The 25941-nt window shown below is 65.2% G+C and carries 27 protein-coding genes and 1 tRNA gene; 8 read left to right on the top strand and 20 right to left on the bottom strand.

Annotated elements, in window-relative coordinates; genetic code table 11:
• Positions 1–5: 5 nt before the first annotated feature.
• Complete coding sequence (locus AC0L21_RS29000) at positions 6–1301, top strand: hemolysin family protein (RefSeq protein WP_007604938.1); 1296 nt, start codon at positions 6–8, stop codon at positions 1299–1301.
• Positions 1302–1514: 213 nt separating this feature from the next.
• Here AC0L21_RS29000 and AC0L21_RS28995 read toward each other — a convergent pair whose 3' ends face one another.
• The 3 genes from AC0L21_RS28995 to AC0L21_RS28985 all read right to left on the bottom strand — a co-directional run bounded on the left by AC0L21_RS28995 (position 1515) and on the right by AC0L21_RS28985 (position 4650).
• Positions 1515–1757: a PilZ domain-containing protein gene (locus tag AC0L21_RS28995; protein WP_473265070.1), complete on the bottom strand. Its 243-nt coding sequence runs from the start codon at positions 1755–1757 to the stop codon at positions 1515–1517.
• A gap of 101 nt (positions 1758–1858) precedes the next feature.
• Complete coding sequence (locus AC0L21_RS28990) at positions 1859–3565, bottom strand: FMN-binding glutamate synthase family protein (protein ID WP_473265069.1); 1707 nt, start codon at positions 3563–3565, stop codon at positions 1859–1861.
• Positions 3566–3876: 311 nt separating this feature from the next.
• Positions 3877–4650 carry a ferredoxin--NADP reductase gene (locus AC0L21_RS28985; RefSeq protein ID WP_007597827.1) on the bottom strand — a complete coding sequence of 258 codons (774 nt, stop codon included), beginning with the start codon at positions 4648–4650 and terminating at the stop codon, positions 3877–3879.
• A 392-nt stretch (positions 4651–5042) separates the two neighbouring features.
• On the opposite strand from AC0L21_RS28985, the gene AC0L21_RS28980 reads away from it, so the two are divergent.
• Positions 5043–5846, top strand: coding sequence for an ATP-grasp domain-containing protein (locus AC0L21_RS28980; RefSeq protein WP_473265068.1), 804 nt, complete (start codon positions 5043–5045; stop codon positions 5844–5846).
• 19 nt (positions 5847–5865) lie between these two features.
• On the opposite strand, the gene AC0L21_RS28975 is transcribed toward AC0L21_RS28980, so the two are convergent.
• The 8 genes from AC0L21_RS28975 to AC0L21_RS28940 form a co-directional block, all read right to left on the bottom strand.
• Positions 5866–6714: an amidohydrolase family protein gene (locus tag AC0L21_RS28975; protein ID WP_473265067.1), complete on the bottom strand. Its 849-nt coding sequence runs from the start codon at positions 6712–6714 to the stop codon at positions 5866–5868.
• A 3-nt stretch (positions 6715–6717) separates the two neighbouring features.
• On the bottom strand, positions 6718–7695 hold the full coding sequence (locus AC0L21_RS28970) for an aldo/keto reductase (RefSeq protein WP_473265066.1): 978 nt from the start codon (positions 7693–7695) through the stop codon (positions 6718–6720).
• Between the two features lie 103 nt (positions 7696–7798).
• Complete coding sequence (locus tag AC0L21_RS28965) at positions 7799–8731, bottom strand: sugar-binding protein (RefSeq protein ID WP_027514400.1); 933 nt, start codon at positions 8729–8731, stop codon at positions 7799–7801.
• Positions 8732–8825: 94 nt separating this feature from the next.
• Complete coding sequence (locus AC0L21_RS28960) at positions 8826–9908, bottom strand: ABC transporter permease (RefSeq protein WP_473265065.1); 1083 nt, start codon at positions 9906–9908, stop codon at positions 8826–8828.
• A complete protein-coding gene (locus tag AC0L21_RS28955) occupies positions 9908–10666 on the bottom strand; it encodes an ATP-binding cassette domain-containing protein (protein ID WP_473265064.1) in 759 nt (252 codons plus the stop codon). Before AC0L21_RS28955 ends, AC0L21_RS28960 begins: the two co-directional genes overlap by 1 nt.
• 12 nt (positions 10667–10678) lie before the next feature.
• Entirely contained in the window at positions 10679–12001 is a 1323-nt protein-coding gene (gene xylA / locus AC0L21_RS28950) for a xylose isomerase (protein ID WP_473265063.1), read from the bottom strand.
• Positions 12002–13456, bottom strand: coding sequence for a xylulokinase (xylB, locus tag AC0L21_RS28945; RefSeq protein WP_473265062.1), 1455 nt, complete (start codon positions 13454–13456; stop codon positions 12002–12004).
• Positions 13457–13537: 81 nt separating this feature from the next.
• Complete coding sequence (locus tag AC0L21_RS28940) at positions 13538–14596, bottom strand: LacI family DNA-binding transcriptional regulator (RefSeq protein WP_473265061.1); 1059 nt, start codon at positions 14594–14596, stop codon at positions 13538–13540.
• A gap of 112 nt (positions 14597–14708) precedes the next feature.
• Here AC0L21_RS28940 and AC0L21_RS28935 point away from each other — a divergent pair, with 112 nt between their 5' ends.
• Positions 14709–15236: a DUF1003 domain-containing protein gene (locus AC0L21_RS28935; protein ID WP_473255897.1), complete on the top strand. Its 528-nt coding sequence runs from the start codon at positions 14709–14711 to the stop codon at positions 15234–15236.
• Position 15237: 1 nt separating this feature from the next.
• Here AC0L21_RS28935 and AC0L21_RS28930 read toward each other — a convergent pair whose 3' ends face one another.
• From AC0L21_RS28930 to AC0L21_RS28905, 6 genes are all read right to left on the bottom strand, one after another.
• The gene (locus AC0L21_RS28930; protein WP_473265125.1) at positions 15238–15705 is read right to left on the bottom strand and encodes a GNAT family N-acetyltransferase; all 468 of its coding nucleotides are present in this window, start codon (positions 15703–15705) and stop codon (positions 15238–15240) included.
• Between the two features lie 10 nt (positions 15706–15715).
• The gene (locus AC0L21_RS28925; RefSeq protein WP_007597841.1) at positions 15716–16297 is read right to left on the bottom strand and encodes a helix-turn-helix domain-containing protein; all 582 of its coding nucleotides are present in this window, start codon (positions 16295–16297) and stop codon (positions 15716–15718) included.
• 139 nt (positions 16298–16436) lie between these two features.
• Positions 16437–17249: a type VI secretion system-associated protein TagO gene (locus tag AC0L21_RS28920; protein WP_473265060.1), complete on the bottom strand. Its 813-nt coding sequence runs from the start codon at positions 17247–17249 to the stop codon at positions 16437–16439.
• Positions 17246–18310 carry a TAXI family TRAP transporter solute-binding subunit gene (locus AC0L21_RS28915; RefSeq protein ID WP_473265059.1) on the bottom strand — a complete coding sequence of 355 codons (1065 nt, stop codon included), beginning with the start codon at positions 18308–18310 and terminating at the stop codon, positions 17246–17248. Before AC0L21_RS28915 ends, AC0L21_RS28920 begins: the two co-directional genes overlap by 4 nt.
• Before the next feature lie 26 nt (positions 18311–18336).
• Complete coding sequence (locus AC0L21_RS28910; RefSeq protein ID WP_473265058.1) at positions 18337–18870, bottom strand: DsrE family protein; 534 nt, start codon at positions 18868–18870, stop codon at positions 18337–18339.
• 276 nt (positions 18871–19146) lie between these two features.
• Positions 19147–19220: transfer RNA gene (locus tag AC0L21_RS28905), tRNA-Gly, on the bottom strand.
• Between the two features lie 171 nt (positions 19221–19391).
• Here AC0L21_RS28905 and AC0L21_RS28900 point away from each other — a divergent pair.
• The 5 genes from AC0L21_RS28900 (at position 19392) to AC0L21_RS28880 (ending at position 22440) form a co-directional block, all read left to right on the top strand.
• Positions 19392–19970, top strand: a complete 579-nt coding sequence (locus AC0L21_RS28900; protein ID WP_473265057.1) for a methylated-DNA--[protein]-cysteine S-methyltransferase — start codon at positions 19392–19394, stop codon at positions 19968–19970.
• 9 nt (positions 19971–19979) lie between these two features.
• Positions 19980–20819: a helix-turn-helix transcriptional regulator gene (locus AC0L21_RS28895; protein ID WP_473265056.1), complete on the top strand. Its 840-nt coding sequence runs from the start codon at positions 19980–19982 to the stop codon at positions 20817–20819.
• 56 nt (positions 20820–20875) lie between these two features.
• Positions 20876–21235, top strand: coding sequence for a VOC family protein (locus tag AC0L21_RS28890; RefSeq protein ID WP_354063977.1), 360 nt, complete (start codon positions 20876–20878; stop codon positions 21233–21235).
• A 193-nt stretch (positions 21236–21428) separates the two neighbouring features.
• Entirely contained in the window at positions 21429–21830 is a 402-nt protein-coding gene (locus AC0L21_RS28885; RefSeq protein ID WP_473265055.1) for an SRPBCC family protein, read from the top strand.
• 100 nt (positions 21831–21930) lie between these two features.
• Entirely contained in the window at positions 21931–22440 is a 510-nt protein-coding gene (locus AC0L21_RS28880; RefSeq protein ID WP_473265054.1) for a hypothetical protein, read from the top strand.
• Here the strand turns inward: AC0L21_RS28880 and AC0L21_RS28875 are convergent.
• The 3 genes from AC0L21_RS28875 to AC0L21_RS28865 all read right to left on the bottom strand — a co-directional run bounded on the left by AC0L21_RS28875 (position 22437) and on the right by AC0L21_RS28865 (position 25791).
• Positions 22437–23882 (bottom strand): MATE family efflux transporter, encoded by a 1446-nt coding sequence (locus AC0L21_RS28875; protein WP_473265053.1) that lies wholly within the window; start codon positions 23880–23882, stop codon positions 22437–22439. The genes AC0L21_RS28880 and AC0L21_RS28875 overlap by 4 nt on opposite strands.
• A 322-nt stretch (positions 23883–24204) precedes the next feature.
• The gene (locus AC0L21_RS28870) at positions 24205–25257 is read right to left on the bottom strand and encodes a hypothetical protein (RefSeq protein WP_473265052.1); all 1053 of its coding nucleotides are present in this window, start codon (positions 25255–25257) and stop codon (positions 24205–24207) included.
• A gap of 123 nt (positions 25258–25380) precedes the next feature.
• Positions 25381–25791: a PAS domain-containing protein gene (locus AC0L21_RS28865; RefSeq protein ID WP_473265051.1), complete on the bottom strand. Its 411-nt coding sequence runs from the start codon at positions 25789–25791 to the stop codon at positions 25381–25383.
• Between the last annotated feature and the right edge of the window lie 150 nt (positions 25792–25941).

Here is a 25941-nt window from a genome sequence, read left to right as displayed (position 1 = left end):
CATCAATGCTCTCTGCCGAACTCGCCATCGTCGTCGTCCTGATCGTCATCAACGGCTTGCTGTCCATGTCCGAGCTGGCCGTGGTCTCGTCACGCCCGGCCCGGCTGTCGATGCTCGCCGCCAAGGGGGTCCGCGGCGCCGAGCGGGCACTGACGCTCGCGGCTGATCCGGGCAAATTCCTCTCGACGGTGCAGATCGGGATCACGCTGGTCGGCGTCCTCTCCGGCGCGTTCTCGGGCGCGACGCTCGGACAGCGGCTGACGCAATGGCTGCTCGAGCTCGGCCTGTCCGCAGGAATTGCCGACATCGTCGGAGTGGGCCTGGTTGTCACGCTCATCACCTACGCCACCCTGATCGTCGGCGAACTGGTGCCAAAGCAGGTGGCGCTGCGCGACCCCGAGAGCATCGCGGTCAGGGTTGCACCTGCGATGCACGTGCTTGCGAAGGTCTCGCTGCCGCTGGTCTTCCTGCTCGATCTCTCCGGCAAGCTGATCCTCACCCTGCTCGGCCATGGCGGCAAGTCCGAAGAGAAGGTCTCGGAAGACGAAATCCATCATCTCGTCAGCGAAGCCGAAAGCGCGGGCGTGCTCGAGTCGGGTGAAAAGGAGATGATCGCGGGCGTGATGCGGCTCGGCGACCGGCCGGTCGGCGCGATCATGACGCCGCGCACGGAGGTCAACGAGATCGACCTGAACGATACGCCGGAGAGCATTCAAGCGACCATCGCCAAGAGTCCGCATTCGCGCTTTCCCGTGTCCGACGGCGACCGCGACAAGCCGATTGGCGTGCTCCAGGCCAAGGACCTGCTGGTCGCCTTCATGAACGAGCGCACGCCGGATTTGCGCGTGCTGGTTCGCGAGGCGCCCGGCATTCCGGCGTCTGCCGATGCCCGCGACGTGCTGGCGATCCTGAAGGCTGCGCCGGTGCATGTCGGCCTCGTCTACGACGAATACGGCGCCTTCGAAGGCATCGTGACGACGGCTGACATTCTGGAATCCATCGTCGGCGCCTTCCATTCCGAGGAAGGCCCGCCGGAACCGGCCTACGTCAAGCGCGCGGACGATTCGCTGCTGGTCTCGGGCTGGATGCCGGTCGACGAATTCGGCGAGCTGCTCGGCATCGAACTGCCGCCGCACCGCTACAACACAGTCGCCGGCCTCGTGCTGCAACAATTCAACGTGCTGCCTGATGTCGGCGACGCCTTCGACTTCGGCGACTGGCACATCGAGGTGGTCGATCTCGACGGACGGAGGATCGACAAGATTCTCGCGAGCCGGCGGAGCGAAGTAGAGACGGGGTGAGCCACTCTCGTCGTCCCGGACAAGCGCAGCGAAGCGGAGCGCAGATCCGGGACCCATAGCCACAGGATTGAGTTTGGCGAACGCGGTAGTTGCTCGGTACTGCTGTCTGCGCATGATCGACAGATCACGCGGTATGGGTCCCGGATCTGCGCTGGCGCTTGTCCGGGACGACGGCGGAGTTCGTGGTTAGAGCTTGCGCAAAACTCTAGACCCTCACCCGAACCTCACCCCGATCCGCTTTTCCTTGCGCCAGATCACGATGCAGGCGAGATGTGTTCCGTCGGCCTGGACGAACAGGCTGAAATGGTCGGGGATGCCGACGGGACTGCTGACGTCGAGCGCGGCGCCGGTATCGGACAGGTTGCGGACCGTGCAGTCGATCGCGCCGCCGCCGCCGAACTCGATCGTTCCGGCCTTCAGCACGCGATGCCTTGCCTTGTCGCGCCGCTCGTCCATCGGAACAATCTACACCCAAAGTTGAACCAAACGTTAAACGCAGCCCTCGTCGCGATGCCTTTTGCGCGCGGGGGCCCGCGGCCTTGCAAGTGCACCGGCGCCTACAGCGGCTGGAACGTCTCCGTCCGCGCCATCCGCCAGGCATCGCGGAAGCGCGGGTCTTCGGTGCCTTCGAGCAGTTCGCCCGGGCGCAGCGACGGATAAAGCTGCGCGAAGGATCTCACGTCCGTCGTCGAGGTGCGCTGGGAGAAATGGATCGGGCGCAGCTGCTGCGGATGTTCGAGACCGGCCGCGGCGATCAGCTCGGTCAGCGAGTGCAGCGTCGCAAGGTGATAATTGTGCACACGGTCGATCTTGAGCGGCACATAGAGCGCGCGCGCCCGCGTCGGGTCCTGGGTCGCGACGCCGGTCGGGCAGCGGTCGGTGTGGCAGCTCAGCGACTGGATGCAGCCGAGCGAGAACATGAAGCCGCGCGCAGAATTGCAGTAGTCCGCGCCGATCGACATGGCGCGCGCCATGTCGAAGGCGGTGGCGATCTTGCCGGAGGCGCCGATCTTGATGCGGTCGCGCGCGTTGATGCCGATCAGGGCGTTGTGGACGAAACTGACGCCCTCGCGCATGGGCATGCCCAGATGGTCCATGAACTCCAGTGGCGCGGCGCCGGTGCCGCCCTCGTTGCCGTCGACGACGATGAAGTCGGGATAGATGCCGGTCTCGATCATCGCCTTGCAGATTGCCAAAAATTCCCAGGGATGGCCGATGCACAGTTTGAAGCCGGTCGGCTTGCCGCCGGAGAGCTTTCGCATCTCGCCGATGAACTGCATCATGCCAACAGGCGTCGAGAAGGCGCGATGCGAGGCCGGCGAGATGCAATCCTCGCCCATGGCGACCCCGCGGATCTTGGAAATCTCCTCCGAGACTTTCGCCGCCGGCAGCACGCCGCCATGACCGGGCTTGGCGCCCTGGCTGATCTTGAGCTCGACCATCTTGATCTGGTCCTGGCTCGCGACGCGCGCGAAGGCTTCGGGATCGAAGGTGCCGTCGAGATGACGGCACCCGAAATAGCCCGAACCGATCTCCCAGATGATGTCGCCACCCATCTCCGCGTGATAGGGGCTGAAGCCGCCCTCGCCGGTGTCGTGCGCGAAGCCGCCCTTCTTGGCGCCGGCATTCAGCGCGCGCACGGCGTTCGGGCTGAGCGCGCCAAAACTCATCGCGGAGATGTTGAACACCGAAGCCGAATACGGCTTGGCGCAATCCGGCCCGCCAATGGTGACGCGGAATTTCTCCTCGGCATGCGTCTTCGGCGAGACCGAGTGATGCATCCACTCATAACCCTGGCGGTAGACGTCCTCCTGGGTGCCGAACGGACGCTTGTCGAGCTGCATCTTGGCGCGCTGATAGACCACCGCACGGATGTCGCGCGAGAACGGCATGCCGTCCTTCTCGCTCTCGAAGAAGTACTGCCGCATCTCCGGCCGTATCTCTTCGAGCAAAAAACGGATATGGGCCGAGATCGGGTAGTTGCGCAGAACGGCATGGCCTTTCTGCATGAGGTCGCGAACGCCAAGAGCCGTCAGCGCGCCGAAGATCAGGATCGGGATCAGCAGGATGTCGAAGATCTTGCGGTCGGCGATGCCGATGCCGATCAGCAGCGCGGTGACCACCGCGCAGATCGTCAGGACGATGAACCGTGGGGAGAATGGCAGCAGCAGGGTCTCCATGATCCCCTCTTCCGCCAGCGGCAGCCGTTTGGGCGATAAGTTGGGGGACTCCTGCGTCTTATTCTCGTCGGCCACGATTCCCATCCTCTCGCCAGCATGAGGCGGTACGATACGCCCGCGCCTGTCATACGGATATGACGCGGCGGTTGTTTCACGCTAGCGAATTCGGCGGGGACAAATCAATCAGCCCGATGGGCGGGCTTTTGCGGTGCAGCAGAGGCTGGTGGGGAGGCCCGGGGCACTAACCGGTTAAAACGCTTTACCCACAGCCGTCGTCCTGGCGAAAGCCATGACCCCTAAGCGTGGCGGATTCGAAGACTGACAACGACCAGCCTTCGCCAAACTTCATTCGGCGGGTATGGGTCCTGGCTTTTGCCAGGACGACACGAGAGGGCCTACCGCTCGACGAACGCCTTTTCGATCACGAAATGGCCGGGCTTGTTGCCGGAGCCCTCGACGAAGTCGCGGCCCTCGAACATCAGTTTCAGCTCTTCGAGCATCGCCGGGCTGCCGCACATCATGATGCGGTCGGTCGCGATGTCGAGTGGACCCTGGCCGATGTCGTTGAAGATCTGCTCGGAGCTGATGAGGTCGGTGATGCGGCCGCGGTTCTTGAACGGCTCGCGGGTCACGGTCGGGTAGTAGATGAGCTTGTCCGCGAGCAACTCGCCGAAGAGCTCGTCCTCGCGAAGACCGGCGACGAGCTTCTCGCCATAGGCGAGCTCGGAGACCTGACGGCAGCCATGCACCAGCACGATGCTGTCGAACTGGTCGTAAACCTCGGGGTCCTTGATCAGGCTGGCGAAGGGCGCCAGGCCCGTGCCGGTCGAGAGCAGCATCAGCCGCTTGCCGGGAATGAGATTGTCGGTGATCAGCGTGCCGGTCGCCTTGCGGCCGACCAGGATGGTGTCGCCTTCCTTGATCTTCTGCAAACGCGACGTCAGCGGGCCGTCCTGAACCTTGATCGAGAAGAACTCGAGCTCTTCCTCGTGGTTGGCGCTCGCCATGCTGTAGGCGCGGAGCAGCGGGCGACCCTCAACCTCAAGGCCGATCATCGCGAACTGGCCGTTCTGGAAGCGGAAGCCGGAATCGCGGGTGGCGCGAAAGCTGAACAGGGTGTCGGTCCAGTGCTGGACGGAAAGAACCTTCTCTCGGTAAAACGCGCTCATGATTTTCGATATTCCGAATAATTGCGGTTTTAGGGCAAAAGCGCTGCCCGGCCCCTGAAAGCGGGGCGGACACCATTGCCATGGCGGAGGATTTCGCGAGTGTGATCTACGCCATTGAGACCAATAATCAACCTCGTTCCGGATGCAATTGATGCCGGTCAAACCGGCATTTGCGGCGGAAATGGTCACATCATTAATGGATCTGCTGTCCGGCGCGCGCCGAGGGCAATTTCTTTTCCCTCCGGGGCTCGAATACAGCACTTAATTTCCGTGCCGCTCTCGAGAATTTCATTAAGAATAGCTCTGATTTCACTCCGGTTTGGCGCGTTTTCCCGCATTTTTGCGGCTTTTGGCGCCAACTGGAACTGGCGACTGGGACTGGCGACTGACAGATGGCGAGCGGCGAGCGGATCTTCGTGCAGGCGATCAAGCGCTATTGCGCAACCCATGGCATCGCGCTCGATGTCCGCGCCGATGGCTGGCTGCTCGCGATGCGCCGGGGCGAGCAGCGCCGCTTCGCGTTCGGCTACGACATCGGCCTCAACAGCGCCATCGCGCACCGCCTGGCCAACGACAAATCGGCCACCGCCGAGGTGCTGGCGCTCGAGGGCGTGCCCTGCATTCCGCATCATCTCTTCCTCAACCCGAAGTTGGGCGAGAAGGTTGTCGGCGTCGCCTGGCGAGAGGCAATGCTGGCGCTGCTTCACGACAATCCGCAAGGCGTGGTGGTGAAGCCGAACGAGGGGACGTCGGGACGATCGGTCTTCAACGTCACGACGGAAACGGAGCTCGATCACGCGGTTGGCGAGGCCTTTTCGATGAGCGCCGGTCTCGTGATCTCGCCCTATGTCGTGATCGAGGACGAAGTACGCGTGGTCCTGCTCGATGATGTGCCACTCGTCGTCTACAGCAAGCAGCGTGGCTCGGATTGGCGGCACAATCTCGATGCGGGCGCAAAGCCCGTGCTGATGCGGGACGGCGATCTACGCGCAGCCTGCGCAAAGCTCGCCATCGACGCCGCCAATGCCATCGGCATCACCTTCGCCTCCATCGATCTCGTGCACGTCGACGGTGTCTGGCGTGTGCTCGAGATCAATTCCGGCGTGATGATGGAGACGCTGGCGAAGTTGCATCCGGAGCTGGTGCAGACGACGTACGATGCGGCGCTGGATCGGGTGTTTGGGGGAGAACACTGAGCGACACGCGCTGGCGGGTTCAACCAACCGCCAGCCGATACGCAGCCTTGGCATTCACGCCAAACGCCTTCTCCCGCACCTGCAGCCCGAGCTTCATCAGGCACGCTTCCAGCGCGCCCTTGATCTCACCATAGCTCCCCGCGAGCAAACATACCGGCCAGTCCGAGCCGAAGATCAGGCGATCTTCGCCAAAGCATGTCGCGGCGTGCGCGACGAACGGAAACAGGCGCTCCGCATTCCAGTCGTTCCACACCGCTTCCGTCGCCAGCCCCGAGACCTTGCACCAGACATTGCCGCAGGCCGCGAGTGCCGCGATGCCATTGGACCATTCGTTGCTTCCGCCATCGGCGATCGGCGGCTTGGCTGCGTGGTCGAGCACGAAGCGCGCCTGCGGGAACGCTTGTGCGGTTGCGATCGCGGCCGGCAGCTCGCGGGTGCGGACCAGGAAATCGTAGGCGAGATCGTGCGCGAACACGGCCGTGAGGCCGCGCTGAACGTCCTCGCGCAACAACCAATCCGGGTCGGCCTCGTCATGGACCTGGTGGCGGATGCCGACCAGCTTGTCGCCGCCGGGCGAAGCACGCAGCCGGTCCAGCGTCTCGCCAAGTTCAGCATCGGTCAGATCGGCCCAGCCGATGACGCCGATCACCGATTGCGTCGCATGCGCGGTCGCCAAGAATTCCTCGGTCTCCGCCAGGGCGGAGCGGCACTGCACCAGGATGCTCGCGTCGATGCCGTTGGCTTTCAAGAGCGGCTCGAGATCGGCCGGACCGAAGGCACGCCGGATCGGCGTGAGCTCGGGCGCGTCCATCCAGGGATAGTCGGCGCGCGCGGGATCCCAGAAATGCTGGTGGCCGTCGACGATCATGCCTTACGCTCCGCCCGGCAATGGCGCCCGGGCATCGACGAGTTTTCGCGCACGCAGCTCCTGCCAGAACGCCGCCGGCACCGCCATCTCCGACATCGCGATGTTGTCGGCAACTTCCGCGGCGTTGCGTGCGCCCATCACGGCGACCGTGACCGCCGGATGGGCCATGCAGAACTGCAGCGCGGCGGCTTTTAGCTCGGTGCCGTGCTTGCGGCAGAGCTCGTCGAGCGCCAGCGCACGGGCGACGAGGGCCGCATCGGCGTCCTGATAGTTGAACTTCGCGCCCGTGTGCGGATTGGCCAGGATGCCGCTGTTGTAGATGCCGCCGAGCAGGATGCCGATGTTCTTCGCGGCGCAGACCGGGAATAGCGCATTCAGCGCGCCCTGGTCGAGCAGCGTGTAGCGGCCGGCGAGCAGGAAGCAGTCGACCGGAACGGCCTCTGCGAACCGGACCAGCATGCCCGACTGGTTCATGCCCGCACCGATCGCCTTGACGGCTCCCTCCGTGCGCAGGCGCTGGAGCGCGCGGAAGGCGCCGGCGACGGCGTCGTCGTAGTGATCGTCGGGATCATGCACGAGCAGGACATCGACGCGGTCGAGCCCAAGCCGCGTCAGGCTTTCCTCCACCGATCGCATCACGCCGTCATAACTGAAATCGAACACCGGCCGCTCGCGCGGGGTACCCTTGTAATGCTCGTCCTCGGCGGCAACGCCATCGGGCGCACGCAGCAGGCGGCCGACCTTGGTCGAGATGGCGTAGGAGTCACGGGGCTGTTGCCGCAGGAATGCGCCCAAGCGTCGCTCCGCGAGGCCAAAGCCGTAGAGCGGCGCGGTGTCGAAGAAGCGGATTCCGAGCGACCAGGCGCGGGCGATCGTCGCTTCCGCATCGGCATCGCTGACGGGGGTGAACAATCCGCCGAGCGGGGCGGAACCGAGGCCGAGTGAGGTGACATCGAGAGAGCCGAGCCGCGACCTTTTCATTCCCATTGCCTTCAACAGTCTTCCCCAACAGCCAAATCATCTCTCCCGCTTGCGAAAACCGCAAGCGGGAGAGGCACGCAGGAGCGCGGGGCTGGCGACGCTCCTACTTCAACATCTGCGCAACGTTGTCCTTGGTGACGAGATCGAGGCCGGTATAAACGATCTCCGGCACCTTCTCGCCCTTCTTGATGGCGAGCAGCGTGTCCATCGCCTTCTCGCCCATCTCGAACGGACGCTGGCCAACCAGCGCATTGGCATAGCCATCGCGCAACAGCTCGAGCTGCATCTTCAGCGTATCGGCGACGACAAGCGTGAACTTGCCGGAGTCGATATCCTTCTTGTATCTGGAGGCGAAGGCCTTGAAGCCTTCGGGGGCGAACATCGGCCAGCCGCCGATGGGAACGATCGCGGCGAGGTCGGGCGTCGCGGTGCGCATGTCCGTCATCTGCTGAACCGCCAGCGCGGGATCGTCGTTGCAGAACGTCGGAGAGCCCGCGACCTCGGTCCATTTCGAGCCCTTCAACGCCTCGCGGACGCCGTCGACGCGTTCGGCGAGGTTCTTGGCGCCGGGACCACCCGAGACCATGGCGTATTTGCCGCCGTCGGGCCGCAGCTTCAGGAGCTGCTTGCCGAGGGCGACGCCGAACTCCTTGTTGTTGGTGCCGATATAGGCGATGCGCTTGGCGCCGGGCGCATCGGCGTCGAAGGTGATGACGGGGATGCCGGCCGCGGTCGCCGCGTCGATCGACTTGGTCATCGCCGCGACGTCGGCAACCGAAATGGCGAGGCCGTCGACCTTCTGGGTGACGAAATCCTGGATGATCTGGGCCTGCGTCGCCGGCTCGTGCTCGACCGGTCCCTTGTAGATGCACTCGATATTGCCGAGCTCCTTGGCGCGCTTCAGGCAGCCGTCGCGCGCGAAGTCGAAGAACGGATTGTTCATCGCCTTGGGCACGATCACGAACCGGTAGTTTGCGGCAAACGCCGGCGTAGCCATCATCGCGACGGCGATGCCGGCAAGAAGATATTTCCTCATCGTCTCCTCCACCCTTCTTTGGCGCCTGTCCTCTTGAGATCGTCCGGGAAGCGGACAGGCGGCATTTTCGTTGCCGTCCCGGAACGATTTCGTTTCAGATCATCCGCGAGCGGATGCGGTCGACCAATACGGCCAGGATGATGATCACGCCCACCAGCGTCTGCTGCCAGTAGGAGCTGACCTGGGCGAGCACGAGGCCGTTGCGGATCACCTCGAGCAGCACGCAGCCGACGATGGCGCCGAGCGGACCACCGATGCCGCCGGCGAGATTGGCGCCACCGATGACGGCCGCGGCGATCACGTTGAGCTCGTAGGACGTCGCCATGTTGGCCGGCGCCGACCCAAGCCAGCCCGAGATGATGATGCCCTGGAGGCCTGCGGCGAGCGCGCAGATCACATAGACCTCGATCTTCACCCGCACGACCGGGATGCCGGTGAGTTCGGCCGCCTTCTCGTTGCCGCCGAGCGCGAACACGTGACGGCCGAACGAGCTGTGGTGCAGCACCACGGCCATCGCCAGCGCGAGGACGATCAGATAAATGAATGGCACGGGCACGCCGAGCACGTCGCCCGATGTGAGCGCGTAGAAATAATCGGCATCCGGCCCACCCGGAAAGCTGCCGCGTCCGTTGGAGACGACATAGCCGAGCCCGCGCACGATCGAGAGCATGCCGAGCGTGGTGACGAACGGCGACAGCCCGAGCACCGCGATGCAGAAGCCGTTGACGAGGCCGGCGAGCAGCGCGACGCCGAGACCGGCGAGGAGCGAGACCACCAGGATCAGGCCGGGGACATTGGCGAGCACCGTCTTGCCGTCGGCCGCCATGTGCACCAACAGGGAGCCCGCGGCCGAGCCGGGCGCCGAGAGCTCGGTCATCACCATCGAGGTGACCATGGCGGAGAAGCACATCATCGAGCCCACCGACAGATCGATGCCGCCGGTGATGATCACGAAGGTGACGCCGAGCGTCGCAATGGCGATGAAGGAGAAATTCTTCGCCACGTTCTGCATGTTGCCTTCGGTGAAGAAGTACGGGCTGGCGAAATGCATGACCACCAGCAGCACTGCCAGCGCGAGCAGGACATAGCCGGTCTGGGACGCGAAGATGCCGCGCTGCCACCATCTGATCTTGCCGACATTCGAGAAGGTGATCGGGGATTCCATGGGCATGGCCATCACGCCGCCTCCTTCGCGCCGGTGATCAGGGCGGTGACTTCCTCGGGGGAGGTCTGGTGGATGGGCTTGTCGGCCCGCTTTTCGCCGCGGCGCATGACGATGACGCGATCGCACACCGCGAACACGTCGGGCATGCGATGCGAGATCAGCATCACGGCAACGCCCTGCTCCTTCAGCCGGTGGATCAGGCCGAGCACCTGCTCGACCTGACGGACCGAGATCGCGGCCGTGGGCTCGTCCATCATGACCAGCTTCGCGTTGGAGAGCCGCGTCCGCGCGATCGCAACCGCCTGGCGCTGGCCGCCCGACATCTGCTTGACGAGGTCGTCGGGGCGCGTCTCCGAGCGCAGCTCGCCGAACAGCTCCAGCGCACGCGCAGCCATCGCCTTGTGGTCTAGCAACGCGAACGGCCCGATCCTGCGCTTCAGCTCGCGGCCGAGAAAGACGTTGGCTGCCGCGGTGAGATTGTCGGCGAGCGCAAGGTCCTGATAGACCACCTCGATGCCGACGCCGCGGGCATCGACGGGCCGGTTGAAATGAACCGCGCTGCCGGCGAAACGGATTTCGCCGTGGCTGGGGCGGAAATTGCCGGCGATGATCTTGACCAGCGTCGACTTGCCCGCGCCGTTGTCGCCCATCAGGCCGACGACCTCGCCGGGGAGGACTTGCATGTCGACTTCATGCAGCGCGCGGATCGCGCCGAACTCCTTGCCGATGCCGGTCAATTCGAGGACCGGTGTCGCTTGTGCATTTGTCATCAGCGGCCTTCCTCAGACGTAGCGGTTGACGAGGGATTCCAGATATTCCTGCCGCCCCGAGCGCGGCTGCGGGTCAAAGCCCGGGCCGTGCGCGCGGTCGGCAAGTTCGGCGAGCGAGCGCTGGCCGCCGAGAATGGCGCGGCCCTCGGGCCCGGCCCATCCCTCGTAGCGTTTCGCGAGCGGCGCAGTGAGCACGCCCGCGTCGAGCATGTCCGCGGCGGCGAGCAACGCCCGCGCGCAGGCATCCATCGAGCCGACATGGGCATGGATCAGATCGTCGGGATCGATCGACTGGCGGCGGATCTTGGCGTCGAAATTCAGCCCGCCGGAGCTGAAGCCGCCGCGGCTCAGGAGTTCGTGGAACACCAGGGCAAGCTCGGGCACGTTCATCGCGAATTGGTCAGTGTCCCAGCCGAGCAGATCGTCGCCGCGGTTGATGTCGAGCGAGCCGAACACACCCAGCGCCTCCGCGAGCGCGACCTCGTGATGGAAGGAGTGGCCGGCGAGGATGGCGTGGTTCTGCTCGATGTTGAGCTTGACGTCCTTCAGCAGGTCGTAACGCGCGAGGAAGCCGTAGCAAGTGGCGACGTCGAAATCATATTGATGCTTGGTCGGCTCCTTCGGCTTCGGCTCGATCAGAATCGGCCCCTTGAAGCCGATCTTGTGCTTGTGCTCGACGACCAGCGAGACGAAGCGGCCGAGCTGGTCGAGCTCGCGCTCGAGATCAGTGTTGAGCAGCGTCTCGTAGCCCTCGCGCCCGCCCCACAGCACGTAGTTCTGGCCGCCGAGACGGTGCGTCACCTCCAGCGCGGCGCGGACCTGGCCGGCGGCATAGGTGAATATCTCGGGGTCTGGATTGGTGGCCGCGCCCGCCATGTAGCGGCGGTGCGTGAACAGATTGGCGGTACCCCAGAGCAGGCGCACTTTGCTCGAGGCCATCTTGGCTTCGAGCAGATCGGCGATGGCATTGAGGTTGGCGACAGATTCGCCAAGCGAGTTGCCTTCCGGCGCCGCATCGACGTCGTGGAAGGTGAAGAAGGGCACGTCGAGCAGACGAAACAGCTCGAAGGCGACGTCGGCCTTGGCGCGCGCCTGCACCATCGCATCAGTGCCATGGTGCCAGGGCCGCAGGAACGTCTCGCCGCCAAAGGGATCGCCGCCGGGCCAGCACAACGAGTGCCAATAGCAGACCGCAAAACGCAAATGCTCTTCCATCCTGCGGCCATGGACGAGGCGGTCCTTGTCGTACCAGCGGAACGCGGGCGTGTTTCCCGCATCCCCGCCGGCGAAGGCGACAGGCACTGTTGTATCGAAGAATTTCACAGACGCGTTCACTCAGGCACACTCCTTCAAAGCAGGATAAAGCTCGCGCCAGCGGCGATAGGCCTCGTCATAGGCGGCAGCGACCGATGCGCGAGGCGTGAAGCTCGCGAGCCGGCGCGGACGAGTGCAAACCGCAGCCGCGTCTTCGCCGGTGGCGGCGAGCCGGCCGAGCCTGGCGGCGCCGAGCGCCGCACCGACCTCGCCCTCCTCGACGCGGTGGACGGGAATGCCGAGCACATCGGCGCAGATCTGCGCCCACAGCGGCGAGCGCGAGCCGCCGCCGACGAGATCGACCTCGGGAACCGGTCCGCCGGCCGTGCTCAGCGCCGACAGATTGTCGCGCGCGGCGAAGGCGACGCCTTCGAGCACGGCCTGAACGATCTGGGAGCGCCCGGTCGCGCCGCGCAGGCCGACAAAGGCGCCGCTGGCGGCGGCATCGTTGTGCGGCGTGCGCTCGCCGTCGAGATAAGGCAGGAATTGGACCGGGCTCGGTCCATCGACACGCTCGCCGAGCGGCGCCAGCAGCGCTGCCGCCGGCGTCTCCATCACGCCCGCGAGCCAGGCCAGCGAAGCCGCAGCCGACAGCATCACGCCCATCTGATGCCAGCGGCCGGGCAGTGCATGACAGAATGCATGGACCGCCGAGACCGGCGCCGGTGCAAACCGATCCGTGACGCGGAACACCACGCCGGATGTGCCAAGCGACAGGAAGGCATCGCCCGGCGCGATGGCGCCGAGCCCGATCGCGCTCGCGGCATTGTCGCCGGCGCCGCCGGCGATCACGACATTCTTTGCCATGCGCCAGCGTTGCGCGTAATCCGGCGCAAGCGTCGCGCTGACGTCGCTGCCCTCGACCAGCCGTGGCATGTGGTGGAGATCGAGCCCGGTGGCATGCAGCAGCAAGGGCGACCAGCGGCGCAGACCGACGTCGAGCCACAGCGTGCCGGCCGCATCCGACATGTCCTCGATCATCTCGCCGGTCAGGCGATAGCGGACATAGGCCTTCGGCAGCAGCACCTTCGCGACGCGCGCGAAGATCTTTGGCTCGTGCCTGGCGACCCACAGCAGCTTCGGCGCGGTGAAGCCGGGCATGGCCAGATTGCCGGCGATCGTGTGCAGCGACGGGCAGCGCCGCTCCAGCGCGACGCATTCGGCATGCGAGCGGCCGTCGTTCCAGAGGATCGCGGGACGCAGCGGCGCTCCGTCCTCGTCCAGCAGCGTCGCGCCATGCATCTGGCCGGATAGCCCGATGCCGCGCACCCGCGCGACCTCGCGCGGATGGCGGGCGGCAAGATCGTCGACCGCGCCGACCGCCGCATCGACCCAGCCATCGGGATCCTGCTCGGACCACAGCGGCGCGGAATGCGACAGCGCAAGCTCGCGCGCCGCCGTCGCGACAACCGCGCCGGCTTCGCTCACGAGCACCGCTTTCACACCTGATGTGCCGATGTCGATTCCGAGATACACGCCGTCCTCCCTTTCGCCTGTTGCGGTGCGCGAACTCAAGGTCGCCTTATCCGCAACGGGTCGTTTTGAATCCACCTGCCGCTAAGGCAGATTGTCTCGCATCACGATGTCGATCCTGATCTTCTCCTGTTCGCGCAAGATCGGCTCGCCACGGGCGAGCGCGAGCAGCACGCGCACGGCGGCGCGCGCTTCGTGTCCGGGGTTCTGCGAGATCGCGGCATGCATCACACCCTGCAGCAGCAGCCGGCGCGTCAGCGCGGTGACGTCGTGTCCGACGAACACCACCTGCCTGTCGCGGCCGGCATCGCTCAAGGCCTTCTCATTCAACGCGTTGGCGACGCCTTGCGTGCCGGCGCCGACATTATAAAGGCCGACAATGTCAGCATGCCTGCCCAGCAGCCGCGCCAACAATTGTTCCGAACGCGCGTCCTCGTCGCGTCCTTCGAGCACCGGCAGCACACTGAGGCCGGGGAATTCCGACGCCATCACCTGGTTGAAGCCAAAAATGCGCTCGGCATGGTCGCGCAAGCCCTGCGAGCCCGCGACGATCGCAACCTTGCCGGACTTTTGTCCGACCAGCCGCCCCACCAGCGCACCGGCGGTGCGTCCCGCGGCAATGTTGTCGATGCCGACATAATGGTGCCGGCGCGACGACGGCACGTCCGAGACCAGCGTCACGACCTTGGCGCCGGCATCGACGAGATCGTCGATGGCGGCGCGGACGCCGGGATGGTCCAGCGCCACCACGGCGATGCCGTCGTAATCGTCCGAGAGCCCTTCCAGGGAAGCGGCGAGCACGGACGGATCGAACACGTCGGTTGCGACCGTCTCGACGCCGAGGCGACGGGACGACAGCCAGCCCGACATCTCACCGAGATAATCCTGGATCTGCTGCATGAACGGGTTCGGCCCCGACGGCATCACGAAAGCGAAACGGCGGGCGCGGCCGCGGGCGAGCTCGGCGGCGGCCACGTGCGGCTGGAACGAATTGCGCTCGATCGCCTCTTTGACGCGCCGGACCGTGTCCGGCCGCACGCCCGGGCGATTGTGCAGGACGCGGTCCACCGTCGCGAGGCTGACGCCGGCCTGGCGGGCAATGTCCTTCAGCGTCAGCGCGGTCGTGGTGAGCGTCTCGGCCATGGCTGAAGGCTAGCAGAGGTGTTTTGAGGTACGCAACTCATTTTGAGGGGCGGCGCGCATTTTCCCGCAGCTGAGTCCAGGAACAGCCGCTTCCGTCCGCCGTTGCTGCCCCGTGCGTAACGATATCACCCATGATCCCGGCGAGGGATTGAGCCCGACGCTCGAGCGCAACATCCAGGCCCTGGTCGAGCGCCGCCGCCGCGAGCAGCGCGGTGCCAGGGGTCAAGAAAAGCTTGCCGATGCGATCACGGCGTTCACCGGCAGCATGGCCTTCGTCTACCTCCATGTCGCGGTGTTCGGCTTCTGGATCATCGCCAATCTGCATTGGCTGCCGGGAATCCCGGCCTGGGACGAGAGCTTCGTGGTGCTCGCGATGATTGCTTCGGTCGAGGCGATCTTCCTGTCGACATTCGTGCTGATCTCACAGAACCGCATGAGCGCAGCAGCGGACAAGCGCGCCGATCTCGATCTTCAGATCAGCCTTCTCGCCGAGCACGAATTGACCAAGGTTGCCCGCCTCCTCACGCAGATCGCCGAGCGGCTCGACGTCCAGCCCGACTCCAAGCGGGATCTGGAGGAGGCAAGCCGCGACATTGCGCCCGAACGCGTGCTCGACAGGATCGAGGAGACGCGCTCCTGAGCTAACGGCTCGCCGACAGATCCAGGGTCAGGAACAGGCTGTTGGGATCCTCGACATAGCCCTGGAACGGGCCGCAGAGGACAAAGCCACGCGCCTGGTAGAGCGCGTGCGCCGGCTTGAAATAGTCCCACGAGCCGGTCTCGAGGCTGAGCCGCGCCATGCCGCGCGCGCGGGCTTCCGTGATGATGTGGCGGAGCATCTCACCGCCAAAGCCGCGCCGCCGCGTGGTCTGGAGCGTATGCATCGACTTCACCTCGCCATGCGCTCCCGACAGCGACTTCAGCGCACCGGTGACGACCAGCGTGTCGCCGTCCCAGCCGGTCCAGAACGCGACTTCCGGGGCACGAAGCCCGGCGAGGTCAAGCGCATGCGCACTGCCCGGCGCGGTCTGTGCTCGCGCCGCCGTGACGTGATGGTCGAGCAGCGCGATGACGCGCGGATCAAAGGTGTCGCCGGTGCGGATCTGCATCGTCACGGTCTCACATCTTGCCGTAGGACGCGCCGCGGCGCGTGATGATGACGTAGCGCGCGTCCTGTCTAGTCTCGTTCTCGAAGATCACCGCGCGCATCACGTCGAAGTCGAGACAGTCGCCTTCGCGCAGGCGAACCGCCTTGGCGTCGATGTGCACGGCGATCGCGCCCTCCAGCATCAGCAGCTGCTGGGTGAAGGCGTTGCGCCCCCAGGGGCTGTACGGCACCCGCGCGCCGGCCGGCAAATCGACGACGATGACCTCGATGCCGCTCGCCGCGTCCGTCGGCGAGGCGTGCCGGCGGCGATAGCCACTGTCGGGATCGCGCCAGTGCGGCTGGTCGGCGAGCCGCACCAGCCGCTCCGGCGGCTTCTCGGCGAGCGCGACGACGTCGCTGAGCGACACGTCGAGCGCGGCACAGAGCTTGTTGAGCAGCGACGCCGTCGCACTGCTCTGCGCCCGCTCCACCCGCCCGATCATGGCCCGGCTGACGCCGGAGCGCGCCGCCAGCTCATTCAGCGTCATGCCGGCTTGCGTCCGCACCGTCTTCAAGCGACGACCGATCGCGCGATCGAGCTTTTGCTGGTCCATAGCCCCTATCCGAGCGCTGTTTCGGCAGCCGCATTTGCTTGGGAGAGAGCCTAGCGCGGGAAACAGCGAATGCCGGGAATGAGATGCCAATATATTAGAATTTCGGCGCGCGCGAATGCATCCTCGGCGCAAAATCCGTTCATCGTCCTCGGGATTCGACCGTCGCACTCGCCCAACGACAGGCGCTTGCGAGCCTGGCGCGGACGGAATCGACGCCGGCGAGCTCGAAGATGGCGCTGGTGTTGCGCCCCGCACCGTCGGTAACGGAGATAGACGTCTTTCCGGCGCGCAATGCGCGTACCAATTGGACCGGATCCTCCGGCATGGACGCCGTGCGACCGTCAGATGCCAATCGCCAACGCATTGGCCGCGCCGTGGCCTGGTCGGGAGAGATCGCGACGTCGACTTCCCCTCCGCGCAACGCGCGCCAGAGGCCATTGGAGCCGAGGGACAGCTCGGTCCGCTGGTTACGGCAACGTAGCACGAGCATTTCTGGTGCATTGGCCGTCACCGGGGCAAGCGCATACAATTTGGCGACAAAGAGCGGCGAGAAGTCCCTTGGAGACGTGGTCTCGCTGATCAACCAGCCCTCGGCGATTGACAGTCCCGCGATTGCGTCGTCCCGATTGGCCGGCGTCATCGCCGGCGCCGGTTCAGCTTCGGGTGGCAACGGCTGCATACCGGCGTGCGGTTTGGAGGGGATATCGTCGGGTTGTCGGACCTCGTCTTTGTTGGCGAACAGGCTGTCGAGGCACCGTTTCTCCGCGCTGTGTGCCTTCAGCCTGCATCCGAGACGCAGCGCGGTGTCGATGCCCGCCTGATCGCAGGCAGCTTCCGCTGCACGCGTCTGGGCAAAGCATTGGTCCAGACCCCTAAGCGTGCTGGAGGCGGATTGACCATGGGCTTCCGCGATCTCAAGGCTGGCGAACAGGACGGCGGCGAGCCGTCTCATGGACGTCCCGTCCGATTGGACATTTGGGACTCCTGCCAGTTCTCAGCCGCCTTGAGGCGCTGCAGTCCGGGAACGCCCGCACCGGGATTGGCCTCCTTCCACTTCGGATCGAAGCCGGACGCGCGCAGCTGATCGAGCCTGCTGAACAGTTCATTCACGAAAGCGGTGACCCTGTCATGGCGTGGGGTACCCGGATTCCAGTTATAGGCGACCAGCACCGTCGGCACCGCGATCGTCTCGATATCCCGCCCTGCTTGCACCAAAGCAGGATAGTCGGCCGACGTCAGAGAGGCCGGCACATAATAGTCCGCCAGCTTGGCACCCCAGGGGACCGGCAGGAACTTGAAGCCGTCGTCCCATTTGCGCTTGACGAACGCGTCCACCGGCTTCGACGTGACGAAAACCACAGCCGCCATCTCGCCTTTGCGCATCTGCTCCAGCGCGGCCGGGTGAGGCACGAAGGCCTTCTCCACCTCGATGCCGAGACGACTGAAGATGAGTGGACCCGAATAGGCGGCGGCCGTGCCCTGCGTGTTGAAGTTCACCTTCTTGCCCGCGAGGTCGGCGAGCGAATTGATCTCGGGACGCACGAAGACATGCAGCTCCGACGGGAACAGGTTCATCACATGCACGATGCGCTTTCCGATCTCGGGCACCTGCGCGCGATACTCGTCGAGCGAATCGCTGTTGATGATCGCGATGTCGATCCCCTTCAGATAGAGCACATCGTTGACATTCTCGGTCGGTCCGCGCGTCACCACCGGAAGCACGTGCACCTTTCCGCTCTCGTTGACCACGCGCGAGATCTCGGTCGCGAAGCGGAGTGGTGCGCCTTCAAGGAGCCCGGCGGCTAATCCGACCGTGCCTGCATTGATGCGATCTTTCACGTCCTCTTCGGCCGTCCGCTGTTGAGTGGCCCGCACCGACCGGTTCCCTCGCGCGGGCGCAGACGCGACCGGTTCCGTCGTCTGTTTGGCAGCGCCGGGCCTGGTGGCAGTTTGGGCGGAAGCGGGCAACGCGAGCAGCGACACAGCCAGCACGAACAGCAGCTTGCGCATCATCCCGGCCTCCCCTTGTTGGTTCCTGTCTACGGCCGGACGTAGCTCCAGCCCTTTTCCTGCAGCTCCATCATGCGCACGACACCCGAGGCAACCATGGAAACCTCCGGCAGCAGCTCGAGCGGCTTGCCTTCCTTCTTTTCCATCCCCTCCCGGGTGACGCCGCATGCGGCGAAGCGAACCTTGTTTGGGAAGGCGAGGTCCGTCATGGCGTGAATGCGATCGGCGACCGGCGTCGTGTCCTTGCGCAGCATGTGCAATCCAGGACCGAACGCCACGATCTCGACGTCGGCCTCTTCGCCCTTCTTGCGGTAATAGTCGAGCACGTTGGTGGCGTTGTTGAGCGCGAGATTCATCACGGCGGCATCGTTCTGGTTGACCTGGATCACGAGCCTGTGCGGCGCCGGCTTGACCGGGTGCACGGCTGCTTGCTTCCGCGGGATCATGGCGTGGGCAGAACTCGCAGAGGCCGGCTGCTGTTGCACCGAGCTCATGGCGTACACCGAGCCGATTGCGAATGTCGCGAGCACAGCTGCGGCGATATGGATTCGTACATCAGGCATGGACCATCTCCGTCTGCGATTTGCGCTCGACACGGAGTGCAACTCGCTTCATCCGGACCAGGCCCTCAGTGAGGCCGCAGGTGTTGCGCACTGGACTTGCGTTGGCGGTGACCCGGACCGGGAAACATGAACTCCCGGCCCGCCCTTCGACAGCCTGCAGTTCGTGCTAAGCGCAATGGATTAAGCGCAGCGAGCGTCAGCTCCACGTCCCATTGCGCCCGGGCGGATCGCCAAGAGAGACTTCAAGTCAGTGCGATTGTGCTGCGGCCAAGGCTTTGGAGCGGGCGAAGGGAATCGAACCCTCGTATGCAGCTTGGGAAGCTGCCGTTCTACCATTGAACTACGCCCGCGGATGCGCAGCCTGCGCCCGCTCTGATTAGCCGAGACGGCGCATCTCGCCAAGCGCTTTGGCGCAGCCCGCCCGATCCTTCTTGAGTTTCCGGCAAGATTTTGGGTGCGCCGGATTGTGGCGGTGTTATGATCGCCTGTCTGGGGAGACGTGCACTGAGTGGGGCGTGTGCATGGTGGGGCGTGGCTACGCGATATTCGACACGACCATAGGGCGCTGCGGCATCATCTGGAGCGGCACCGGTATCGTCGCCGTGCAATTGCCGGAGGCGCGGGAGATCGACACCCGCCGCCGGATTTTCCAGGTCCATCCCGAGGCGCGCGAGCAGCGGCCTTCCGCGAACGCCGCGTTCGCGATCGAGGGCATCGTGGGCTTGCTGCAAGGCAGCGATGCTGATTTTTCCGAGGTCAGCCTGGACGCGAGCGGGGTGCCCGGCTTTAACCGGCGGGTCTATGAAGCCGCCTGCGCCATCCCGCGCGGGGAGACGCGGACCTATCACGAGATCGCCAAGGCGCTGGGCGCCTCCGGCGCCGCGCATTCTGTGGCCCAGGCGATCGCGAAAAATCCCTACATGCTGATCGTGCCCTGCCACCGGGTGCTGGAGGCCGGCAATTACACCGACCGGCTCTCGCCCTATGGCGGGGTGATCTCCAAGCGGCGGCTGCTGTCGCTGGAGGGCGCCCATCCAATCGCCAGCAAGACGCTGTTCGACGTGCTGCTGCCCGTTGCCCCTCCGAGACCCTCCACCTAGATAGCTGGCATGGACGCAACCACGCTGCTGACCACTCCCTCGATGACCGTCTCCGAGTTTCGCTGCGACGCGGGACCGGACGACAGCCCGTTTGCGGAGTGTCGCACCGGCCATTCCATTGCCTATGTCCGCGCGGGCAGCTTTGGCTGTCATTGCCGCGCCGGCTTCTTCGATCTGGTCGCGGGATCGATGCTGGTCGGCGCGCCGGGCGAGGAATACACCTGCACGCATGAGCATGTCGCCGGCGACATCTGCCTGTCCTTTTTCCTCAACGAGGATCTGGTCGACGCGCTCGGCGGCCGGCGCGACGTCTGGCAGGTCGGCGCGACGCCGCCGTTGCCCGAGCTGATGGTGCTGGGCGAGCTCGCCCAGACGGCGGCAGATGGCAACAGCGACCTCGGTCTCGACGAGGTCGGGCAGATCCTCGCCGGCCGTTTCGTCGATGTCGTCTCGGGCAAGGCGCGCAAGCCGACGACGCCGACCGCGCGCGACCGCCGCCGCGCCGTGGAAGCCGCGCTGTGGATTGACGCCAATTCGCATGCCGAGGTCGACCTCGAACAGGCCGGGCGGCAGGCAGGCCTCAGCCCTTTCCACTTCCTGCGGCTGTTCTCCGCCGTGCTCGGCGTCACGCCGCACCAATATTTGGTGCGCTCGCGGCTGCGGCATGCGGCGCGGCTGCTGACCGACGACGACATCGCAGTCACCGACATCGCCTATGACATCGGCTTCGGCGATCTCTCCAACTTCGTCCGCACCTTCCACCGCGCCGCCGGCGTATCGCCGACCAAGTTCCGTCAGGCATCGAAGGGGGAGCGCAAGATTCTCCAAGAGCAACTTGCCCTCAACTGACTAGGTTCGTCTCCGGCGCGCGCCGATTGCGGCGCGCTTTGGCAATGGAGACGACCATGTACGACCATATCGGATTGCGCGTTGCCGACCTCGACGCCGCCACGCGCTTCTACACCGCGGTGCTGGCGCCGCTCGGTTATGTCCTGTGCTCGAGCGGTGACGGTTATGCCGGCTTCGGGCCGAAGGGCGAACCCGGGCTATGGCTGCACCTGAACAAGGGGCGCAAGGCCGACGGCGCGCATATCGCGTTTCGCGCCGGCGATCATGACGCGGTGAAGGCATTCCATAGCGAGGGCTTGAAGAGCGGCGGCCGCGACAATGGCGGCGCCGGCCCGCGCAAGGATTACAGCCCGACTTACTACGCGGCGTTTTTGATCGATCCCGATGGCAACAATGTCGAGGCGGTTTGCACGTGAGTGCGGCAGCCCTCACTACACACACGCTGTCATGCCCCGGCTTGACCGGGGCATCCAGTACGCCGCAATTTCCCGATTCGATCACAGCGGCCTCTGGAATGCTGGATCGCCCGATCAAGTCGGGCGATGACAGCTGAGACGCCGGTACTATCGCTCCCCTCTCTACATCAATGGACTCAACCAGGATTCAACAATGGCCTCCATCCACAACGACATTCCCCTGCCCGCCCCGGCGCGCGACGTCTGGGATGCGGTGCGCGATTTCGGCGCGCTGCATCGGCGGCTGGCGCCGGGCTTCGTCATGGCCTGCACGCTCGACGGCGACGCGCGCGTCGTCACCTTCGCCAACGGATCGGTGGCGCGCGAGGTGCTGGTCGATTGCGACGACGCGCGGCAGCGGCTGGTCTACGCGATCAACAACGAGCGGCTGAAGCATTACAGCGCCTCGGTGCAGGTGATTGCCGAGGGCGAGGCGAGATGCCGCCTGCTCTGGATCATCGACATGCTGCCGAACGAGCTCGCGCCCTATGTGCAGGGACAGACCAAGGACGCCGTCGCCGCCATACACCGAGCGTTTCCGGCCGCGGCTGCGTGATCTTTCTCACGGAGCCCAGCCCTCGTCCGCACTAACCATGGCGGCGTGCGTCCGGTTGGCTCCGCTCTCCCGGCGGCGCCCCGCACGCGAGGAGCAGGCCATGAGAGGTGCGGACAAGGTGATCTGCCAGGCGGCCGCCGTGCTGCTGATGTTTTCGATTTCGAGCGGACCGGCAAAGGCGCAGTTCCTCGGCGGCGGAGGTGCCGGCGGCGAGGACATGATGACCCAGATGGCGCCAATGCTGGAGATGATGAAGGCCAAGATGGGCAAGCGCCGCTTCGGCATGATGATGCAGACCATGGGCCCCATGATGAGCCGCATGATGGAGAATGGCGGTGGTGGTCTTGGTGGCATGATGGGCGGCGGCGGAATTGGCGGCCTCGGCGGCGGCAATCTCGGCGGCGGTTTCGGTGCGCCAAATTACGGCGGCTACGCGCCGATGGGCGCAGGCGGCACCATGCCGACTGGAATGGGCGGCATGGGTGGCGGCGAAATCATGGGCATGCTCGGCGGCGCCGGCGGCGGCGACATGATGGCGATGATTCCGCAACTGATGCGGCTCGCCAATGTCGGCGGCGGTGGCGGGCATCGCCGCCACAGGCGCCGCTAGTCCACGGCGGTCGACAGAGCCGGCCTGATCGCAGGTTTGGTTTGGCGCGGTCCCCAGCGCGTCAGCACCACGCTGGAGCACGAGAGCAGGCCGAGCACGACCATCGAGCTCGCCGCCAGCCAGAAGAAGTTTTGCGCGGTGGCATCATGCGTGGACAGCCACCAGCCGACCGCCGAAATGTAGATCAGCCGCGCGGTCTGCGCCAGCACCGGGCCGATCACCTTCGCAGCGCCCTGCGACGAGAAATACATCGTCGAGGCGAGGCCGATGAAGGCGTAGAATGGTGCCACCGTGGACAAATATTGATGGCTGGTGGCGCGCACGGTCGCGCTGTCGGTGAAGATGTTGACCCAGAGATCGGGGAAGATCGCAACCAGGCACGCCGGTGCACCGACGGCGACGAAGGCGCTCGCCGCCGCGATCCAGGCGATGCGCCGGGCGCGGGCGATGCGGCCGGCGCCGACCGCCATGCCGATCATCGGCACCGAGGCGATGCCGAACGAGAACGCGATCGAGGTCAGCAGGAATTCCAGCCGCGCACCGATGCCGTAGCCGGCGAGGATCGCGGTGCCGAATTTCGCAAGCATGTGGGTGAAGATCGAGATCGTCAGCACCGATTGCAGCGGCGAGAAGCAGGCGATGGCGCCGACCTTCAGGATGTCGAAAAACATCGCCCATTGGATGCGCAGGCCGCGCAGCTTCGGCGTCACGCGGGCGCGGCCGGAGAACAGGTACCAGCCCATCACGCCGATGTTCATGCAATAGGCGATCAGCGCGCCGGCGGCGACGCCGCGCATGCCGAATTGCGGCACCGGACCGAGCCCGAGCCCAAGCGTGCCGCCGAGCACGATCTGCCAGGCCGCAGAATTGAGGATCAACAGCGACGGCAGCTTCATGTTGCCGGTGCCGCGCAGGACCCCGGCCATGGTGTTGAGCAGCCAGGGCAGCACCGCGCCGCCGAAAAACACCTGGGTGTAGGCGATCGCATGCGTCAGCACGTCGCCGCGGCCGCCGAGCATCTCAAGCACCTTGGGTCCGAAGATCAGCATGCCCAGCATGAAGACCAGGCCGAAGCTGATGCCGATCAGCAGCGCATGTGCGGCGAGCGTCCCGGCACGCTCGCGATCGCCGGCGCCGAGTGCGCGCGCGATGGCGGAGGCCACCGCGCCGCCCATCGCACCGCCCGACATGGTCATGGTCAGGATCACTGTCGGAAACACCAGCGCCATCGCGGCCAGCGCTTCCACACCAAGACGTCCGATATAGGAGGTCTCCGCAATCACCGTGCAAGTGCCGGCGGAGAGCGCGACCACGTTGGGCCAAGCCAGCCCGAGCAGCGTGCGCAGGATCGGCCCGTCCATCAGCGCGCTCCTCACGGGGCGTGGTGGCGGCGGCAGCGGACGCTCTTGTTCATCGACCGGGATTTCGGCGATGTCGGACATGTCCTCTCCCGGGCGCGAGCACCAGTTGCGGCGCGGCAATGACTGGGTGTGCCAATGAATTTATTCGCGCAGAAGGCGCGAGGTTCAGCTTGTTAGCACGGCAATTGCCGATTCCTCCTGCGCCTGATGCAGGCGTGCCCTGCGGCAGCGCATTTCAGCCCGTGGAATTGCGACTCTCAGTCTCCGTGGGGCCATCCTTCGAGACGCCCGCTTCGCGGGCTCCTCAGGATGAGGTCTTGTTTCGCGGTGACATGTCGGACCCTCATGGTGAGGAGCCCTCGAAGCGGGCGTCTCGAACCACGAGGCCAACGCCCGCGCGGCATTACCCAATCGTCCAGAGCAATGGCGGACGGCCGCCATGCGTCGGGGACAGGTGCACGCCGATGTGCCGCCCGCATCCGGCCGCGAGCCCTTCGAACAACCCCGCCAGCACCTTGGCGCAAGCGGGGTGATTATCGGCGACGTCGTCCATCAACCTCCAACTCTTCTGACGGATTTCGAACGTGCCTTCGGATTGCGTCGTCTCACCCACATCGTCCTGCGCGACCAACAGTGCGTTGAGGAACGTCGCGAATTCGCTCGCGCCGCCGCGGCCCATCGACAGTGCTGCAGCGACCTCATCGAAATATTGCATCCCGATCAGCTTGCCGGTGAGATGCAGGAGATAGCCGGCATCCTCCGGACCGAACAGCTGCACCATCACTGGCGCTGCCGTGCGCACATATTCCATGGCGTAGTTGCGATAGGCTTTTTCCAGTCGCGGTCTTGGCCAGCTTGCGACCGGCAACGCCGGAGCCGCGGCTGCATCGAACAGCGGCGCTTCGAGGTGCCGCGCGAACACGAGGCGCTGGTCGAGTTCGAGCGGCTGGTCATATTGATAATAGTAGCCTTCGAGCCCATCCTGGCCGTCGACGCTCTGCTTGGTGCAGACGAACCCCAATCTGGTATCGCCGAGCGCCACGCCGTTGTTGGCGTGCCAGCCGCGCAGCATCGCGCGCGAGACTTCGCCCGGCACGCCGCAGATCGCAGTGCCTTTCCAGATCCAGCGCGGCGGGGGATAGCGGATCCAGGCTTTGCGATCGCTCTCATACATGTATTCGACGTGCACGCCGCCGATCCAGTTCGAGAGATAGTGATATTGCGCGGCCGCCACGGCGGGAGGCAGATGGCTCAGCCCGAGCTTCTCCAGCCCCGGCAGGAAGCGTTCCTGCTGCTGGCGGCGGAACACGCGAAAGACGAACTCCGCAGCATCTGCCGTGCCGCGACGCGTGACCACGGTGAGGATCAGGCCGGTGAAATAGGCGTGATAGAGATCGGCAACCGCGCGCCAGCGTTTCCATAGAGCTTCCTGCGTGGAGTCTGATGCGGCGGTCATGTTCGCTCCCGATCGTTGTTTTGATCGAGTGTGTCACTGCAGCCGGTGACGGACAAGCTGAGCCGCACGCAGGGCGCCCTGCACGCCGGCTCGCCAATTCCGCATCACGAATTTTGCGCAGGCTTAATTTTGCACAGCTTTGGCGGCACGCTCGCGCTCGACGCGCTCGGTGACGTCGCGTGCCATCGCCACCGATCCCTGCACAACTCCAGCGGCGTCTCGCACCAGCGCGAAGGTCATCTCGATGTAGAGCTTGCGTCCGTCCTTGTGCAGCGCGCGGGTCAGTGTCGGCTTGCCCGCAAGCTTCATCGCGCCGCTGGCAAGCGCGGCCTCGAAACCCTTCCCGTGCGCGGCGCGCAGATGTTCGGGAATGATCAGGTCGAGATTCTGGCCCAGCGCTTCGTCCGCGGAGAAGCCGAACAGTGCGGACGATGCGCGATTCCAGCGCATGATCGTGCCGGAGCGATCCGAATAGATCAGCGCATCGGCGACGTCGTCGAGGATGTTTGCGTCGAGTTCGGATGAATTGGTCATGTCAGCACCTTGTAGCCCGGATGGAGCGCAGCGTAATCCGGGATCGCGCCACAAGTGAGACTTTCCCGGATGACGCTTGCGCTCCATCCGGGCTTCTGTAACGGGCCTTGGTTAGTCAATCCCTTTTTGCGGCATCCTCTCGCCGGGAAC

This window comes from Bradyrhizobium sp. WSM4873, assembly GCF_055811355.1.
The sequence above is the reverse complement of the archived record's forward strand: the minus strand, read 5'-3'. Positions and strand labels throughout refer to the sequence as shown.

Excerpts from the sequence above, each read along its gene's own strand:
- AC0L21_RS29000 (WP_007604938.1), top strand. The coding sequence starts at position 6 with ATGCTCTCTGCCGAACTCGCCATCGTCGTCGTCCTGATCGTCATCAAC.
- AC0L21_RS28895 (WP_473265056.1), top strand. The coding sequence starts at position 19,980 with ATGGACGCAACCACGCTGCTGACCACTCCCTCGATGACCGTCTCCGAG.
- AC0L21_RS28900 (WP_473265057.1), top strand. The coding sequence starts at position 19,392 with ATGGTGGGGCGTGGCTACGCGATATTCGACACGACCATAGGGCGCTGC.
- AC0L21_RS28880 (WP_473265054.1), top strand. The coding sequence starts at position 21,931 with ATGAGAGGTGCGGACAAGGTGATCTGCCAGGCGGCCGCCGTGCTGCTG.
- AC0L21_RS28885 (WP_473265055.1), top strand. The coding sequence starts at position 21,429 with ATGGCCTCCATCCACAACGACATTCCCCTGCCCGCCCCGGCGCGCGAC.
- AC0L21_RS28875 (WP_473265053.1), bottom strand. The coding sequence starts at position 23,882 with ATGTCCGACATCGCCGAAATCCCGGTCGATGAACAAGAGCGTCCGCTG.
- AC0L21_RS28925 (WP_007597841.1), bottom strand. The coding sequence starts at position 16,297 with ATGGACCAGCAAAAGCTCGATCGCGCGATCGGTCGTCGCTTGAAGACG.
- AC0L21_RS28865 (WP_473265051.1), bottom strand. The coding sequence starts at position 25,791 with ATGACCAATTCATCCGAACTCGACGCAAACATCCTCGACGACGTCGCC.
- AC0L21_RS28930 (WP_473265125.1), bottom strand. The coding sequence starts at position 15,705 with ATGCAGATCCGCACCGGCGACACCTTTGATCCGCGCGTCATCGCGCTG.
- AC0L21_RS28985 (WP_007597827.1), bottom strand. The coding sequence starts at position 4,650 with ATGAGCGCGTTTTACCGAGAGAAGGTTCTTTCCGTCCAGCACTGGACC.
- AC0L21_RS28890 (WP_354063977.1), top strand. The coding sequence starts at position 20,876 with ATGTACGACCATATCGGATTGCGCGTTGCCGACCTCGACGCCGCCACG.
- AC0L21_RS28990 (WP_473265069.1), bottom strand. The coding sequence starts at position 3,565 with ATGGGAATCGTGGCCGACGAGAATAAGACGCAGGAGTCCCCCAACTTA.
- AC0L21_RS28995 (WP_473265070.1), bottom strand. The coding sequence starts at position 1,757 with ATGGACGAGCGGCGCGACAAGGCAAGGCATCGCGTGCTGAAGGCCGGA.
- AC0L21_RS28960 (WP_473265065.1), bottom strand. The coding sequence starts at position 9,908 with ATGGCCATGCCCATGGAATCCCCGATCACCTTCTCGAATGTCGGCAAG.
- AC0L21_RS28955 (WP_473265064.1), bottom strand. The coding sequence starts at position 10,666 with ATGACAAATGCACAAGCGACACCGGTCCTCGAATTGACCGGCATCGGC.
- AC0L21_RS28965 (WP_027514400.1), bottom strand. The coding sequence starts at position 8,731 with ATGAGGAAATATCTTCTTGCCGGCATCGCCGTCGCGATGATGGCTACG.
- AC0L21_RS28915 (WP_473265059.1), bottom strand. The coding sequence starts at position 18,310 with ATGATGCGCAAGCTGCTGTTCGTGCTGGCTGTGTCGCTGCTCGCGTTG.
- AC0L21_RS28910 (WP_473265058.1), bottom strand. The coding sequence starts at position 18,870 with ATGCCTGATGTACGAATCCATATCGCCGCAGCTGTGCTCGCGACATTC.
- AC0L21_RS28870 (WP_473265052.1), bottom strand. The coding sequence starts at position 25,257 with ATGACCGCCGCATCAGACTCCACGCAGGAAGCTCTATGGAAACGCTGG.
- AC0L21_RS28970 (WP_473265066.1), bottom strand. The coding sequence starts at position 7,695 with ATGAAAAGGTCGCGGCTCGGCTCTCTCGATGTCACCTCACTCGGCCTC.
- AC0L21_RS28940 (WP_473265061.1), bottom strand. The coding sequence starts at position 14,596 with ATGGCCGAGACGCTCACCACGACCGCGCTGACGCTGAAGGACATTGCC.
- AC0L21_RS28975 (WP_473265067.1), bottom strand. The coding sequence starts at position 6,714 with ATGATCGTCGACGGCCACCAGCATTTCTGGGATCCCGCGCGCGCCGAC.
- AC0L21_RS28920 (WP_473265060.1), bottom strand. The coding sequence starts at position 17,249 with ATGAGACGGCTCGCCGCCGTCCTGTTCGCCAGCCTTGAGATCGCGGAA.
- AC0L21_RS28980 (WP_473265068.1), top strand. The coding sequence starts at position 5,043 with ATGGCGAGCGGCGAGCGGATCTTCGTGCAGGCGATCAAGCGCTATTGC.